This is a genomic window from Acinetobacter sp. YH12227 (assembly GCF_013417785.1).
Lineage (GTDB): Bacteria > Pseudomonadota > Gammaproteobacteria > Pseudomonadales > Moraxellaceae > Acinetobacter > Acinetobacter gandensis.
The window spans coordinates 15,993-29,861 of the sequence record NZ_VPDH01000018.1; the positions used below are offsets into that span (position 1 = coordinate 15,993).

The 13,869-nt window shown below is 40.0% G+C and carries 14 protein-coding genes and 1 pseudogene; 13 read left to right on the forward strand and 2 right to left on the reverse strand.

Annotated elements, in window-relative coordinates:
- Positions 1 to 125: 125 nt before the first annotated feature.
- The 4 genes from FTV09_RS05760 to FTV09_RS05775 all read left to right on the forward strand — a co-directional run bounded on the left by FTV09_RS05760 (position 126) and on the right by FTV09_RS05775 (position 4,702).
- Positions 126 to 1,508: a C13 family peptidase gene (locus tag FTV09_RS05760; RefSeq protein WP_180057253.1), complete on the forward strand. Its 1,383-nt coding sequence runs from the start codon at positions 126 to 128 to the stop codon at positions 1,506 to 1,508.
- A gap of 30 nt (positions 1,509 to 1,538) precedes the next feature.
- A complete protein-coding gene (fghA, locus tag FTV09_RS05765) occupies positions 1,539 to 2,375 on the forward strand; it encodes an S-formylglutathione hydrolase (RefSeq protein WP_180057255.1) in 837 nt (278 codons plus the stop codon).
- A gap of 123 nt (positions 2,376 to 2,498) precedes the next feature.
- Positions 2,499 to 3,611 (forward strand): YjgN family protein, encoded by a 1,113-nt coding sequence (locus FTV09_RS05770; RefSeq protein ID WP_180057256.1) that lies wholly within the window; start codon positions 2,499 to 2,501, stop codon positions 3,609 to 3,611.
- A 14-nt stretch (positions 3,612 to 3,625) separates the two neighbouring features.
- Positions 3,626 to 4,702, forward strand: coding sequence for a M48 family metallopeptidase (locus FTV09_RS05775; RefSeq protein WP_180057258.1), 1,077 nt, complete (start codon positions 3,626 to 3,628; stop codon positions 4,700 to 4,702).
- A gap of 50 nt (positions 4,703 to 4,752) precedes the next feature.
- Here the strand turns inward: FTV09_RS05775 and FTV09_RS05780 are convergent, their stop codons facing one another.
- Positions 4,753 to 5,052 (reverse strand): DUF2218 domain-containing protein, encoded by a 300-nt coding sequence (locus FTV09_RS05780; protein ID WP_180057260.1) that lies wholly within the window; start codon positions 5,050 to 5,052, stop codon positions 4,753 to 4,755.
- Between the two features lie 184 nt (positions 5,053 to 5,236).
- On the opposite strand from FTV09_RS05780, the gene rpe reads away from it, so the two are divergent.
- The 9 genes and pseudogenes from rpe (at position 5,237) to FTV09_RS05825 (ending at position 12,526) form a co-directional block, all read left to right on the forward strand.
- Positions 5,237 to 5,923, forward strand: a complete 687-nt coding sequence (gene rpe / locus FTV09_RS05785; RefSeq protein WP_180057262.1) for a ribulose-phosphate 3-epimerase — start codon at positions 5,237 to 5,239, stop codon at positions 5,921 to 5,923.
- Between the two features lie 627 nt (positions 5,924 to 6,550).
- Positions 6,551 to 7,066, forward strand: a complete 516-nt coding sequence (locus FTV09_RS05790; protein WP_180057264.1) for a hypothetical protein — start codon at positions 6,551 to 6,553, stop codon at positions 7,064 to 7,066.
- Positions 7,067 to 7,113: 47 nt separating this feature from the next.
- On the forward strand, positions 7,114 to 8,904 hold the full coding sequence (locus tag FTV09_RS05795; protein WP_180057266.1) for a copper resistance system multicopper oxidase: 1,791 nt from the start codon (positions 7,114 to 7,116) through the stop codon (positions 8,902 to 8,904).
- Positions 8,891 to 9,847, forward strand: coding sequence for a copper resistance protein B (locus FTV09_RS05800; RefSeq protein ID WP_180057268.1), 957 nt, complete (start codon positions 8,891 to 8,893; stop codon positions 9,845 to 9,847). The genes FTV09_RS05795 and FTV09_RS05800 overlap by 14 nt, the downstream gene beginning before the upstream one ends.
- A 323-nt stretch (positions 9,848 to 10,170) precedes the next feature.
- The gene (locus FTV09_RS05805; RefSeq protein ID WP_180057270.1) at positions 10,171 to 10,488 is read left to right on the forward strand and encodes an SMR family transporter; all 318 of its coding nucleotides are present in this window, start codon (positions 10,171 to 10,173) and stop codon (positions 10,486 to 10,488) included.
- Positions 10,489 to 10,546: 58 nt separating this feature from the next.
- Positions 10,547 to 10,864 (forward strand): quaternary ammonium compound efflux SMR transporter SugE, encoded by a 318-nt coding sequence (gene sugE / locus FTV09_RS05810; protein ID WP_180057273.1) that lies wholly within the window; start codon positions 10,547 to 10,549, stop codon positions 10,862 to 10,864.
- 40 nt (positions 10,865 to 10,904) lie between these two features.
- Positions 10,905 to 11,387, forward strand: coding sequence for a methylated-DNA--[protein]-cysteine S-methyltransferase (locus FTV09_RS05815; protein WP_180057275.1), 483 nt, complete (start codon positions 10,905 to 10,907; stop codon positions 11,385 to 11,387).
- A gap of 83 nt (positions 11,388 to 11,470) precedes the next feature.
- Positions 11,471 to 12,094, forward strand: a pseudogene (locus FTV09_RS05820) (nuclease-related domain-containing protein).
- 63 nt (positions 12,095 to 12,157) lie between these two features.
- A complete protein-coding gene (locus tag FTV09_RS05825; protein ID WP_180057277.1) occupies positions 12,158 to 12,526 on the forward strand; it encodes an SseB family protein in 369 nt (122 codons plus the stop codon).
- Positions 12,527 to 12,558: 32 nt separating this feature from the next.
- Here the strand turns inward: FTV09_RS05825 and FTV09_RS05830 are convergent, their stop codons facing one another.
- Positions 12,559 to 13,491 carry a tRNA-dihydrouridine synthase gene (locus FTV09_RS05830; RefSeq protein WP_180057279.1) on the reverse strand — a complete coding sequence of 311 codons (933 nt, stop codon included), beginning with the start codon at positions 13,489 to 13,491 and terminating at the stop codon, positions 12,559 to 12,561.
- Positions 13,492 to 13,869 lie beyond the last annotated feature (378 nt).

Genomic DNA, 13,869 nt, shown 5'->3' on the forward strand with positions numbered 1-13,869 from the left:
AATGATATTTGCTTCAAAATTGTTCAAAGATTTGTTATATAGTTAAAAAATAGCATTGCTAAAAATAACATCAGGCATAAAATTATTTGTGCAATTAAGCGAGCCTAGGCCCACATCAGAACTCTATGATTGATTTCAAACCCTCCATCAATTTTTGGCATGATTTTAAAAGCAACCAAACTGCGGGGATGTGGTTATTTTTAGGTTCGCGTCGATCTTTACAAATTGTCCGCCCATCCATGTTGCAATTGGTGTTTTGGGGGATATTAGGTGGATGTGCAAACAGCTTATTCAGTTGGCTCAGTACTGGTCGAATTGGTGAATTTAACCCGCAAGGTTTAATTAGTTATGCACTTTGGCCTTTCATTGCTTTAATTGTTGGTATTTTCCTGTCACAGCGGGTGAATAATCCGCGTCTGATGCTAGTGCCTGCACTGCTTTGGTTGGTGCTTGATACACACATCATGTTGTTTCAATGCTTGATTCAATATTTGGGTGATCTTGATTATCTTCCTTATATTTTATATGACTATATTCCAACGCTGTTCATTGTCCTGTTTGTTTGGCAAAGTCTTGCAGTGGTATGGGTATTCTCACGTGAACTGAAATGGCCATGGTGGGAACGTGCGCTGATTATGTTGGCGACGCTATTTACTTTGGTGGTTTGGCAAGTTTCTGTCAAAGACCAACCAATTTGGAAGGTTGAGGAAGTTCCGCCAAGTTTTGCCGAAGATGCCTTTTACGCGCAAAGTAAATTACTGAATAAATCGCTTGATGCTATTGAATATGGTGAATTTGCGCAATCACATTGGTATTTCTTAGGTGTTGCTGGTGCCAGCTATCAAGATGTCTTTAAGCTTGAAATTGAAAGGATTAAAGAACAATTTGATACGCGTTTCGGTACGTACGGGCGTTCTGTCGAGTTAATTAACCATCCTGCGACACGGACTGAAATTCCAATTGCCTCTAAAACCAGTATGGAGTTGGCGCTGCGTCGTATCGGTCAGCAAATGAATCGTGAAAGTGATGTGTTGTTCTTATACATGACTTCACATGGTTTACCGAATGTGTTTGAGATGGAAAATGCACCTTTAGATCTAGCACAGGTTGATCCAAAATGGTTAAAAGAAACCTTGGATGCTTCAGGTATTCGTTGGCGTGTGATTGTGATTTCATCATGCTATTCAGGTAGTTTTGTGCCAGCACTTCAAAATGAAAATACCTTAATTATCACCGCATCCGCCGCTGACCGTCAGTCATTTGGTTGTTCAAATGAAGCGGATTATACCTATTTTGGTCGTGCTTTCTTTGATCAAGCGATGCGAGAACAAACCAATATGCAAGGTGCTTTTAACCAGGCCAAAGAAACAGTTGCAAAATGGGAAGCTGCACAGGGCTTTGAACCTTCTGAACCGCAATGGTCAATCGGTAAAAATATGGCACTGATGTTGCCGCAATTAGAACAACGTTTATTTCCGCCAACAACAAAAGCGGCTGAAACACCTTAAGGGTGTCACTCGAAATTAGGAACATGCATCATGGAATTAGTACAGCACAATCAATGTTTCAATGGTGAACAACGAATTTATCAATTTGATTCGGAAAGCCTAAAATCTTCGACACGTTTTGGTATTTTTTTACCTGCTGAAGCGCTTCAGGGGCAGGCGTGTCCAGCGTTGTTTTACTTGGCCGGTTTAACCTGTACCGAAGAAACCTTTGCAATTAAAGCACATGCACAGCGTCTAGCTGCTCAACTTGGGCTCATCTTAATTAGTCCAGACACATCGCCACGTGGTGATGCTGTGGCAAAGGGTGATCATTGGGATATTGGACAAGGTGCAGGGTTCTATATTAATGCTACTGAACAGCCATGGGCTGAGCATTATCAAATGGAACGTTTTATTAGCGATGAGCTCTATGCTTTAGTACAAGCTGAATTTGCTGTTCAAGCAGATGCAATTGGGATATTTGGACACAGTATGGGCGGGCACGGAGCATTAACTCTAGCTTTGAAACATCCAGATAAATTTAAATCTGTCTCTGCCTTTGCCCCGATTTGTGCACCAAGTCAATGCCCATGGGGTGAAAAAGCATTTGGCCAGTATTTAGGTGCGAACCAAGGCTTTTGGCAAGCCCATGATGCGACGGCATTGGTTGCTGTGAAAGGTGCCTTGTTTAAAGAAATTTTAATTGATCAAGGCCTAGACGATCAATTTTATAGCCAGTTAAATCCAGCCTTGTTCCAACAGGCTTGTGACAGTGTCGGTCAAGCGCTGACATTGCGTGAACACGCGGGCTATGATCATGGTTATTACTTTATTCAAACCTTTATGGATGATCATTTACAATTCCATGCGGTACAACTGCAAGCTTAATTTTCATGCTACTATTCAAAGGCTGATCACGTTTCGGCCTTTTTATTGTTTCAAAGTTCATTCACGCTCATTCTGTTTTGGGCGTATATGAACCATAACACTTTAGATTTATAAGAATAAATTATGCAAAATTCTCAGCTCGAAACTGATTTACCGCCAGCTTTACCAATAATCAATGAAAAGCCTCCCACGCTTTTTGGTGAGACTGATCAGGCAGAATTACTCGGTCGGAACTACACCTTTCGTTTTAAAGGCAATGCATCTGAATATTTTGGGATTTGGATTGTTAATATTTTATTGACCATTATTACTATTGGGTTTTATGCACCTTGGGCCAAAGTCCGTCGTTTACGTTACTTTTATGGTAATACTTGGGTTTTCCAGCGCCGTTTTGATTTTACCGGATTGCCGACCAAAATTTTAGTTGGGCGAATCATTGCTTTGGTGGTATATGGTGGTTTCTCTTTAGCAGTCAAATATTCTTGGGAAGCCTTTCTAGCCGGATTTGTGCTGATTTTCTTTGCTGTACCTTGGTTAATCCGTTCGACAATTCGTTTCCGCGCGCGCAACAGCAAATTTAGCAATAGCCGCTTCTTTTTTTCAGGAACAAATAAAAGTGCTTATTGGTGTTTTGCCAAATGTTTAGCCGTGGTGGTGTTTACACTCGGGCTATTTACCCCAGTCGCTGTGTGGCTATATAAGCGAGAATGTCTGAATCATTTATATTTGGGACAGCTCAAGTTTAGTCTAAATGCGTCTTGGGGTGATTACATGCGTGCCATGTATATGCCACTTTTTGTATTTATGGGCGGCATTGCAGTTTTATCCATCCTGATGGCAATTTTATTTGGCAGCTCAGACGGTTTAAACCCCGCATATTATGTATTTTTAATGGCAGCAGCATATTTCCTTGGTTATATGTTTATTTGGCCACTCACCGCAGCTCGCTTATTTATTACCACATGGAATAACACCACGCTGAGCCGTAGCCAATTTCAAACCAATTGTAATCAATGGCGTTATGCATGGATTGTACTGAGTAATTGGTTTGCCAAGGTCATCAGTTTAGGTTTGCTGACACCTTGGACTGTGGTGCGTTTATATAAATATCAAACTGAATCATTACGACTAATGTTAGTTGATGATCCAGATCAATTACAAAATCAAATGCAGCAAGATCATAATGCGATTGCTGAAGAATTATCAGATATTTTTGACTTGGATATTTCCCTATAACAGAGGTGAAACGCATGAATACAGCTGTGGTAAATGCAACCTATTATGATGGGAAAATTTCTAAGCCTTATGATGCACAGGTGAGTGCAGATGGCGAGCATGCAGTGATTGTGCGTTATGGTGATCAATATGCACAAACTCAGCACTATACCTATAAAGACATGACACTGATTGGAGCACTTGGTGATATTCAACCGGTGATTGAATTGAAAAATGATGCACGTTTGGATTTTCACCAACCTTTGCCCGAATGGTTTAATTTAGAAGCCAAAAGTCGCTGGAATTCGGTATGGAAGCTCGAACGTTCGCCTGCTCTGATTGTATTTAGTGTGGTTTTTGTGGTGGCTTTTGCCTTTATCCTGATTAAGTGGGGGATTCCAGTTGCTTCTCATGTCGTTGCAAATCAATTACCTGAAACTGCAATGAAAAGTTGGGGCGATCAAGCTGAAAAATATGTCTTAGAAATGACTGAACCGACCAAGCTTTCCAAAGCACGACAACAACAACTTTTGCAAAAGTACCAGCATTTAGTTGCTGAACAACGTCCAGCAAAACTGATTTTTCGTGGTGGAGGTAGTATTGGTGCAAATGCTTTAGCAATTCCAAATAACACCATTATCGTGACAGATGAATTGGTGAAAATGGCTAAGGATGATTTTGAGCTGATTGGTGTATTGGCGCATGAGCAAGGGCATTTGGTACAGCGTCATAGTTTGCAGCAAAGCCTTTCAGGACTTGGAATTAGTATAATCTTGTTGATGATTACTGGTGATGGTTCAGATATTTTGACCAGCTTGCCCATTGCTGCGGTCGGGGCAAGTTATTCACGTGACTTTGAGTCTGAAGCAGATTTATATGCGCTGAAAACCATGAGCCAGCAAAATATTCCGACAGCACACTTTGCAAACTTCTTACAGCGTATGGAAGATGAAGAACGTAAAGAAGATACAAAACATGATCAAGCTGAATCGGAACAGAGCAAAGCAGAAACTAAAGATAAAAAATCGTGGACGGATTTTTTTGAATCACATCCTGCAACGAAAGCCCGTATTGATGCAGTGAGAAATTATCAAGCGCATCAGCATCAGTAAGAACCTTGCTAATTTAAGGATTTAAACGCATCATTCAAATAGAGACAGCCTTATTCGCTGTCTCTTTTCCATTTTGCTTCAAGTGGTTCTTGTCCCATTCGAATTAAATGATCTAACACGACACTCTCTAATTTTTCTAAATCGGCAGATGCATCTTGGCTAAGGATAGAAACATCTAGAAATTCAGGTTGTGGACAAAGCGTTACAAGGGCTGCGTGAAGCTGTATCTGAAATACAGGTGTTGAATCAGATAATGTTTCCTTCACGTCAAATTTGTGTTTCCAATGATTGACTAAGCGTTTGGCAATACGTGTCGATTGTAGGGTACTAATTTGTGTAGTCGTTTTCATCATTCATGTCTTTATTGTGGTGAGTAATAACTTAGCAAAGTCACGGGGGCTGATGTAAGCAAAAAAATGCAACGTTGTGTATCGCCTAAATTTGTATAGTCAGCGCTAGCCTAGCAGCAAGCGCCTTTATCGACTATTTGTTATAATGGCATAATTATTACCTTTTCAAAGCCAGGTTCTTTCCATGTCCAAGTCATTCTTAATTGCTCCTTCAATTTTGTCAGCAGACTTTGCGCGCTTAGGTGAAGAGGTTGAAAATGTTCTTGAAGCAGGTGCAGACGTTGTTCACTTTGATGTGATGGATAACCACTATGTACCAAACTTAACTTTTGGTGCTGGTGTATGTAAGGCATTGAAAAAATACGGCATTAAAGCACCAATTGATGTGCATTTAATGGTTTCACCAGTCGATCGTATGATTGGTGATTTCCTCGAAGCGGGTGCGGATATCATTACTTTTCATCCAGAAGCTACAGATCACATTGACCGTTCACTGCAGTTAATTAAATCGGGTGGGGCTAAAGCTGGTTTGGTCTTTAACCCAGCAACACCATTACATTATTTAGATTATGTATTGGATAAAGTTGATCAAGTCTTATTGATGAGCGTTAACCCAGGCTTTGGCGGTCAAAAATTTATTCCAATGACTTTAGAAAAACTTCGTCAAGCGCGCAAAATTATTGATGCTTCTGGTCGTGACATTCGTTTAGAAGTTGATGGTGGCGTGACACCTGCAAATATTCGTGAGATTGCTGAGGCGGGTGCGGATATGTTTGTTGCTGGTTCAGCGATTTTCGGCAAACCTGATTATAAAGCTGTAATTGACGAAATGCGTTCTGAATTGGCAAAAGCCGGTGCTCAGTCTGTCTAAGAACTGAGGTCTAAGTCATTGTGCGATTGTGGGTAACTTTGTGAGTAACTATATGGATATCTATGTCGATAACTATATGGATAAGTTGCATAAATTGTAAACGATTGCACATCAATAGTTTAATATTTAGACGTAAGAAGTATAAAAAGGACTCAATTGAGTCCTTTTTATTTGTCTGTATGTGGCATAAATTCAGTACTTTTATTAACCTACGGTTAATAAAAGTACTGTTTAAAATATAACTTTATTGTTTTAATTAAACGATTAGTACCGTGTTAACAGTTGAAGTATATAAATTTAAAATTATTGTGAATAACTGCACAATTGATCCGTGATAGATGAGTGATTCCTTTTCAACACGATTGGCAAAATCGCTCAATAAGGAAGTCAAGTCAAAAGTTGCTTTGAAAAAATCAGATCGAATTCCTGTTTTATTATGGATGTAATATGACATAAGTCGCACGCCAAATTCTTATTCCTTTTTGAGCTTTACAGGAAAGTTGTGCAAAATGATGGGGAATATGTGATGATTAGGATCTAGTCGGAATGATGAGTCAGAGATATTTTCATCGATTCCACAGTTAATTGTCAGCGATGTGTATTAACTGATGATGAAAGGAGTAAGGGTTGTTTTTAATTTTGCGTAAGCACCTCAGCTTTGCTTTACTGATGGCATTTGTCATTGGTTGGAGCGGTGTGGTTGCTGCACAGCAAAATTTCATCCATCAGCAAATGATGAATGAAATGATAACCGCACAAAATACTTCTCAGAATACCAAGACAGATACAGTATCGGTCAAACAGCAGGGTGATTCAGCGCATATTTTGCCTGATTGTCATCAGCCGCTTGTTAAACACAATGTTATACCTTCGCATCATCAAACAGCCGAACTTGAACATACAACAACTCAAGCAGCTCATTGCGATGAAATGAATCTGCAAAGCCAATCTAATATGGAACAGATGGACTGTCAGGACTGTGCTTTGTGGCATTGTCAGTTCAGCTCGTCATTGATGGATGCTGCTTTAGTTAACGTTCAAGCGGTCTCGATGACGGAATATCATGATGTACCTAAATTCATATATACAGCGCAACATCTAAAAGGGCATTGGCAAGAAATTTTGCGGCCTCCTCAAATTTAACCTGAGTTTTACGACGTTTATTTCGTTATTCAACACAAGGTTAAAACATGTCTATTCAATTTAAATCAAGCCTCATTCTTGGGGTGTGTCTGCTTTCGCCATCATGGGTATTTGCAGCAGTCAAAGAATATCATCTAAATATTGATGAGAAGACCATCAATCTGACCGGTAAAGCGGTCAAGAAAATCAGTGTGAATGGTCAATTTCCTGCACCGCTTTTAGAGTTTGAAGAAGGTGATGATGCAGTGATTCATGTACATAATCAGCTAAAAAAACAAAATACTTCGGTGCATTGGCATGGACTGTTATTGCCCGGTCTGATGGATGGTGTGCCTGGCTTTAATGGTTTTAATGAAATACAACCAGACGGTAGTTTCACTTACAAATTTAAAGTTCGCCAAAGCGGCACCTATTGGTATCACGCACATTCTAAAGGTCAAGAACAAGACGGTTTGTATGGCGCATTGGTGATTTACCCTAAAGGAAAACAACCAATTACTGCCCACGAAAATACACAGCAGGACTATGTGGTCATGCTGTCGGATTTTCATGAATCGTCTAGCGCACAGATCATAGCCAATCTGAAAAAATCTGCTGAGTATTATCAAAATCAACGGGAAACCACCAAAGACGTATTGAAGCAAATTAAACGCGACGGTTTGAAAAGTACTTGGAAAGACCGTTCGATGTGGAATCAAATGCGCATGCTGAAAACGGACTTGTCCGATGTGACGGGTTATACCTTTTTGGTCAATGGTAAAACGCCAGAACAAAACTGGACAGGTCTGTTTAAGCCAAATGAAAAAGTGCGTTTACGCTTTGTAAATGCTGCTGCAATGTCATTCTTTGATGTACGTATTCCAAACTTAAAAATGACTGTGGTCAGTGCTGATGGTCAACCGGTTAAGCCTGTGCCAGTGGATGAGTTCCGCATTGGTGCTGCGGAAACTTACGATGTGATTGTACAGCCTAAAGCAGCGCATTATCAGATTGAAGCAGAGTCAATTGACCGAAGCGGTTTTGCCATCGGCACTTTGCATGATGAAACTCAGCCGCAGCATGCGGGAATTCATATGCCGGAAGAACGTCCTCGTGCGCTACTGACAATGGAAGATATGGGACATGGCAGTATGTCTAGTACAGATCATTCTAAAATGAATCATGATGTGATGCCAAATACGGATCACTCTAAAATGAAGCATGATGCGATGCCTAACATAGATCGTTCGAAAATGAATCATCAAGCAATTGCACTAGATTATGCTGTACATCACTCAGTCGCTAAAAATAATAAGCCAAAGCCGGAACCATCCGTGATGGGGTGGGCCAATGCGTCAACACCTGTCGGTGATAAAGCACTGCAATACAGCGATTTAAAATCTTTGCAAGCGCAGCCTGACACCCGTGAACCGACACAAGATTTAGTGATTCACCTAGGCGGAACCATGGAGCGTTATTTATGGACGATGAATGGTAAAAAATTCAGTGAGGCTGAACCGCTAAAAGTCAAATACGGCGAACGTATTCGATTGAAGTTCGTCAATGACAGCATGATGGCGCACCCGATGCATTTGCATGGCATGTTTATGCAGCTAGAAAATGGTCAAGCCTCTTCTGAAATGCCGAACAAACATACGGTGATTGTGCCGCCAGGAAAAACTGTCACAGCATTGTTAACTGCAAATGAATTGGGCGAATGGGCGATTCATTGCCATCTGCTGTATCACATGTCTGCAGGCATGATGAATAAATTGATTGTGGCAAATGTGGCTAATTCTTCAGCACAACCAATCCAGCCAGCAGCGAACACAGCGGAGGCTTCACATGCGCATCATTAAATCCTTCAAGTTGTCAGCTGTAACACTTGCTTTGGGCAGCATGACCTCAACATTGTGGGCGATGGGCGAACATACCGATACACACATGTCATCACATCAGATGAGAGACATGTCTGATATGCAATATTTGGCCAAAGACGTTTTCACAGATTCCGCTCAAATCAATCATGCTGAACATGCTGAACATGCTGAACATGCTGAACATGCTGAACATGCTGAACATGCTGAACATGCTGTCGAGCTGCTGATTGCATCAACAGAAAAGCATGTGCATACGGCAGACCATCGTAAAGAACACGGCGGTCAAATATATCAATCCACAGAAATTGATAGTCGCTGGCTTAGCAATTCTGATGGGGAAGGGCTTTTAAAATCCGAGTTAGAAAGCCGCATTGGCACGGATGAAAACAAACTGTTTTTAAAGCTACATGCCGATAAAGCAGAATCAGCCAAAGCAGATTATGCTGCGCAGGCGATGTATAGCCGCATGATTTCTGATTTTTGGGATGTGCAGGTGGGCGTACGCTATCGTTATGATCAAAAGCATAGCAACGATAAATCACGTTATGACGCAGCTTTAGGTTTGCACGGTTTAGCGCCGTATTTTTTTGAAACCGATGCATATCTTTTTGTCGGGCAGGATAATCAAGTCAGTTTTTCTTTGGAAACTGAACGCGATATTTTGCTGACACAAAAGCTAATTACGCAGCCTTATTTAAATATGAATGTGGTATTTAGCGATGACTCACGTTATGCCCAAAAGACAGGCTTAAATGATGTTTGGCTCGGTGTAGAAACACGCTACGAAATTAGCAAGAAAATAATGCCTTTTGTCGACATTGCTTATCACTATGAAAAAGGCGATAAGCAAACGGCATGGCAAACCAAGACCGATAGTGAAGCCGATTGGTGGTATGGTGCAGGCGTTCGAATGAAGTTCTAAATCACGGCTACCCGACTTAAACGATTTTAATTAAATCGAAGCACCATGAATGAATGTTCATGGTGCTTTTTTGGGTTTAAATGGGCGAAAAATACGGTTAAACGCATGAACTGCTTTTATTTGGAGCGAAAGCAGGGCGCGCATAGTAATCAAAACGTATTCAAAGCACTAAAAATGGTCAAAAATTGTAAGCGTTGCCCTAAAATTCAGCAAATTTGCTATACTGGCTAACATCACAGGAGGAACGACCTCCCTTTAACCTTCTATCGAAGGGGCAAGAAAAATCGTCAGGACGACCTGACTCTACTATGGAGGAAGGCATCGTGGCCTGGATTGTTCTTGTTTTCGCGGGTATTTTTGAAATTATTTGGGCTTATTCAATGAAGCTGTCTGAAGGCTTCACAAAACTCGGCCCGAGTTTAATCACATTATTTTTTATGATCCTAAGTTTTGGTTTATTGGCCTATGCTATGAAAACCTTGCCCTTGGGAACTGCCTATACTATTTGGACGGGTATCGGTGCGATAGGTTCATTTTTGGTGGGGATTTTTATCCTCGGTGAACTCGCGACAGCGATGCGGATGTTGGCAGCAGTCTTGATTATTTCAGGATTGATCTTAATGAAATTATCTTCAAGTTAATATTTAAATCGCACAAAAGTGTTTCGCGCTTTTGTGCTTTTTTTTATGGGTATAGAAAATGGCGTGGATGTTATTGATTGTGGCTGGATTGCTTGAGGTTGTTTGGGCCTATTGCATGAAAGTGTCTGACGGTTTTAGCAAATTAACACCGAGTATTCTCACCATAGTCTTTATGATAGCGAGTTTTGCATTATTGTCTTATGCCATGAAAAGTTTGCCATTAGGCACGGCTTATACAGTTTGGACAGGCATAGGTGCGGTCGGTTCATTTGTTTTGGGTATTGTGGTGCTTGGTGAGCCAGCAAATGCAATGCGGATGTTGGCTGCGGTACTGATTATTTCAGGATTAGTCTTGATGAAATTATCATCGTCCTGAATAATCTAAACTGAACTTTTCAATAAAGCTGGTGGCCGTGATGCAATTGTCGTATCAATATTTAGACTCTCCTGTAGGACAGCTACAATTGGTTGCAAACGAAACCGCTTTGGTTGCAGTGCTATGGGAAAATGAAAAGCCTGATCGTGTGCGCTTAGCGAGTTTAGTTGAAGATCACAAACATCCGATTTTGCTTAAAACAGCCAAGCAATTGAATGAATATTTTGCGGGAAAACGTCAAATATTTGACTTGCCGCTCGATTTTTCTGGCACGGAATTTCAGCAAAAAGTGTGGCAAGCGCTATTAACCATTCCTTTTGGTGAAACCCGCAGTTACAAACAAATTGCTGAACAGATTGGTAATGTAAAGGCAGTTCGTGCGGCAGGTGCGGCCAATGGAAAAAATCCAATTTCAATTATTGCACCATGTCATCGCGTCGTTGGTGCGAATGGTAAGTTGGTAGGTTTTGCAGGTGGTTTAGAAAATAAAGATATTTTATTGAAAATTGAGAAATTACAATAAAATAGCATGTATATTTGCGAATAATAAATTACAAAAAGATTTGATAAATGAACATCAGCCAAATATTTGCACCGCTAATTTCAATGCTGTGGTGGGTGATTCCTGTCTTATTAATTCTAGGTGCAATAAAAGTATTTAAACCTTTTTTAAAAGGAAAAATAGGTGAATTTGCTGTAGCAGCGCATGTCAAACTTTATCTAAAAGGTGATTACATACTTCTGAATGATTTGACATTGCCTGATATCGAAAGTGGGACTACGCAAATTGATCATATTCTTTTGAGTCCTTATGGCATTTTTGTTATAGAAACCAAAAATTATAAAGGGTGGATTTTTGGTACTGAGCGTCAAAAACAATGGACTCAAAAAATTTATAAGCAAAGCTTTAAGTTTCAAAACCCGATCCATCAAAATTATAAACATATGAAAGCGCTTGAAAAGATTTTAGCTGATATTTTGGATAAGGAGTTTATACATACAGTCATTGTATTTATGCCCGAAGCTGTATTTAAGACAGACATGCCCTCAAATGTTTTTCATCGTTGTGGAGCAGATTAGACAGATTATGTAAAAACTTACAAACAATCCGTAATTTCACCTATGAAATTAAAGCGTGTCCAACTCAGATTAGAAAAAGAAATTTTGGAAAAGTCTTGGAAAACTAATCGTCAACATGTAGAGAGCTTAAAGCAGCGGCATGATTCTTAATCATGGTGTATTCTTAAATTTTAAGTGATCATTTTTATTACAATAATTCGTCGGACATTAAAAATGCAAAATTCCCTTCAACAGCTCTATGAAACAACCTCCGATCATCCGGAACAATACCAAGATTTCTATCAGCAATTGTTGAATACTCAAGTGTTCTGTTTAGGTGAAAGAGATGAAAATCAGCAGTTACATTTTCAACTCATGCAAACTGATGATGGGGAACGAGCTATTCCATTCTTTTTAAATTTAGCTATGTTGCAGCAAGATGTTGGACTTGACGCTGAATTTGTCATGATCAATGCGGAAAAGTTATTTACGATTACCAAAGGCGCAACTTTAGTTATGAATCCACTCTCAGAACATCCAAAAGAGTTTTTAGCTGAAGAAGTTGAGGCAATTTTAGAGTTCGCAAAACAAAAAAACCTTTGATTGTTTAAGTACAAACAAAGGTTTAAACATGGTTACATACCCGCTTTAAGCTTTTCGACAATTTCATCCAAAGGCTTAACGCGTTTTACTTCATCCCAAAGGATTTTGGCTTCAGGGTAGTGCTTTGACATCATTCCTAGCCACTGCTTATAGCGACCGACCATATTCATTTCTTTTTTGTATGAACCATTTAAGAAGCGAATTTGTAAGCCTAATAATTCATGCCATGTAATTAAGGGTTGGTCAGTATTTTGGCGAATACACTGGGTAATGTCAGGGGTAGTGACAGCAGCACGGCCAATCATCAGGTCTTCACAGCCTGATTCTAATTGACATTGCTTGGCATCTGCATTGTTCCAAATTTCGCCATTGGCAATCACATTGATTTTTAAGGCTTCACGAATGGGTTGTAACTGATCCCAAAAAGCTGGTGGGGTATAACCATCTGCCTTTGTTCTTGCATGAACGGTTACCCATGCTGCGCCTGCATCTTCAATGGCATGTGCATTTTCTAAAGTAAAGTTACGGTCCATGTAGCCTAGACGCATTTTTGCTGAAACTGGAATATGACTTGGGACAGCATCGCGCACAGCTTTAACCAGTTCATAAACAACTTCTGGTTCATCTAGTAGCACGGAACCACCGCGGTGTCGATTCACTGTTTTAGCAGGGCAACCGAAGTTCATATCAATAGCCGGAGCACCGAGTTCAACTGCACGAACAGCATTAGCTGCAAGCATGGTTGGATTATTACCTAAGAATTGTACATGTACAGGCGTACCAGCAGCAGTTTTGCCATCATGTAACAGTTCAGGACAGTAACTATGATAAATGTGATCCGGCAGCACAGAGTCCGTGACACGTATGAACTCAGTTACACACCAGTCAAAACTCCCCACATGCGTTAAAACATCGCGCATAATTGGGTCGGTTAAGCCTTCCATGGGTGCAAGTACAAGTTTCACAGTGACACTGCCAGAAAAAGAAAAACGGTGTTATACGTGTTTTTAAGCATGCTGTCTAGGTTGTAATCGGTTAGTAGATAAAATTGTTAAAAAGTATAAATTTTTCTGAAAATGAACAGATCTCTACTGCGAAAGTAGAATTTAACTGACATGAAATTTAAATAATAATGTGATGAAATACATGAGGATAGTAAGAATTAGAATATGATTTACTTCGTTGTTTTTAAATGGAATCAACGACATATATGACACTTGAATAATCTAAGATTTCATGTATGATAGCTGCAACTAGAAAAAAAGTATTGTTTCGTAAATTTTCTTTAAGTATCGCAGTGTTAGTCATAATCCTTCGTTTTTTCAGAGATGAAGTTCAATTCT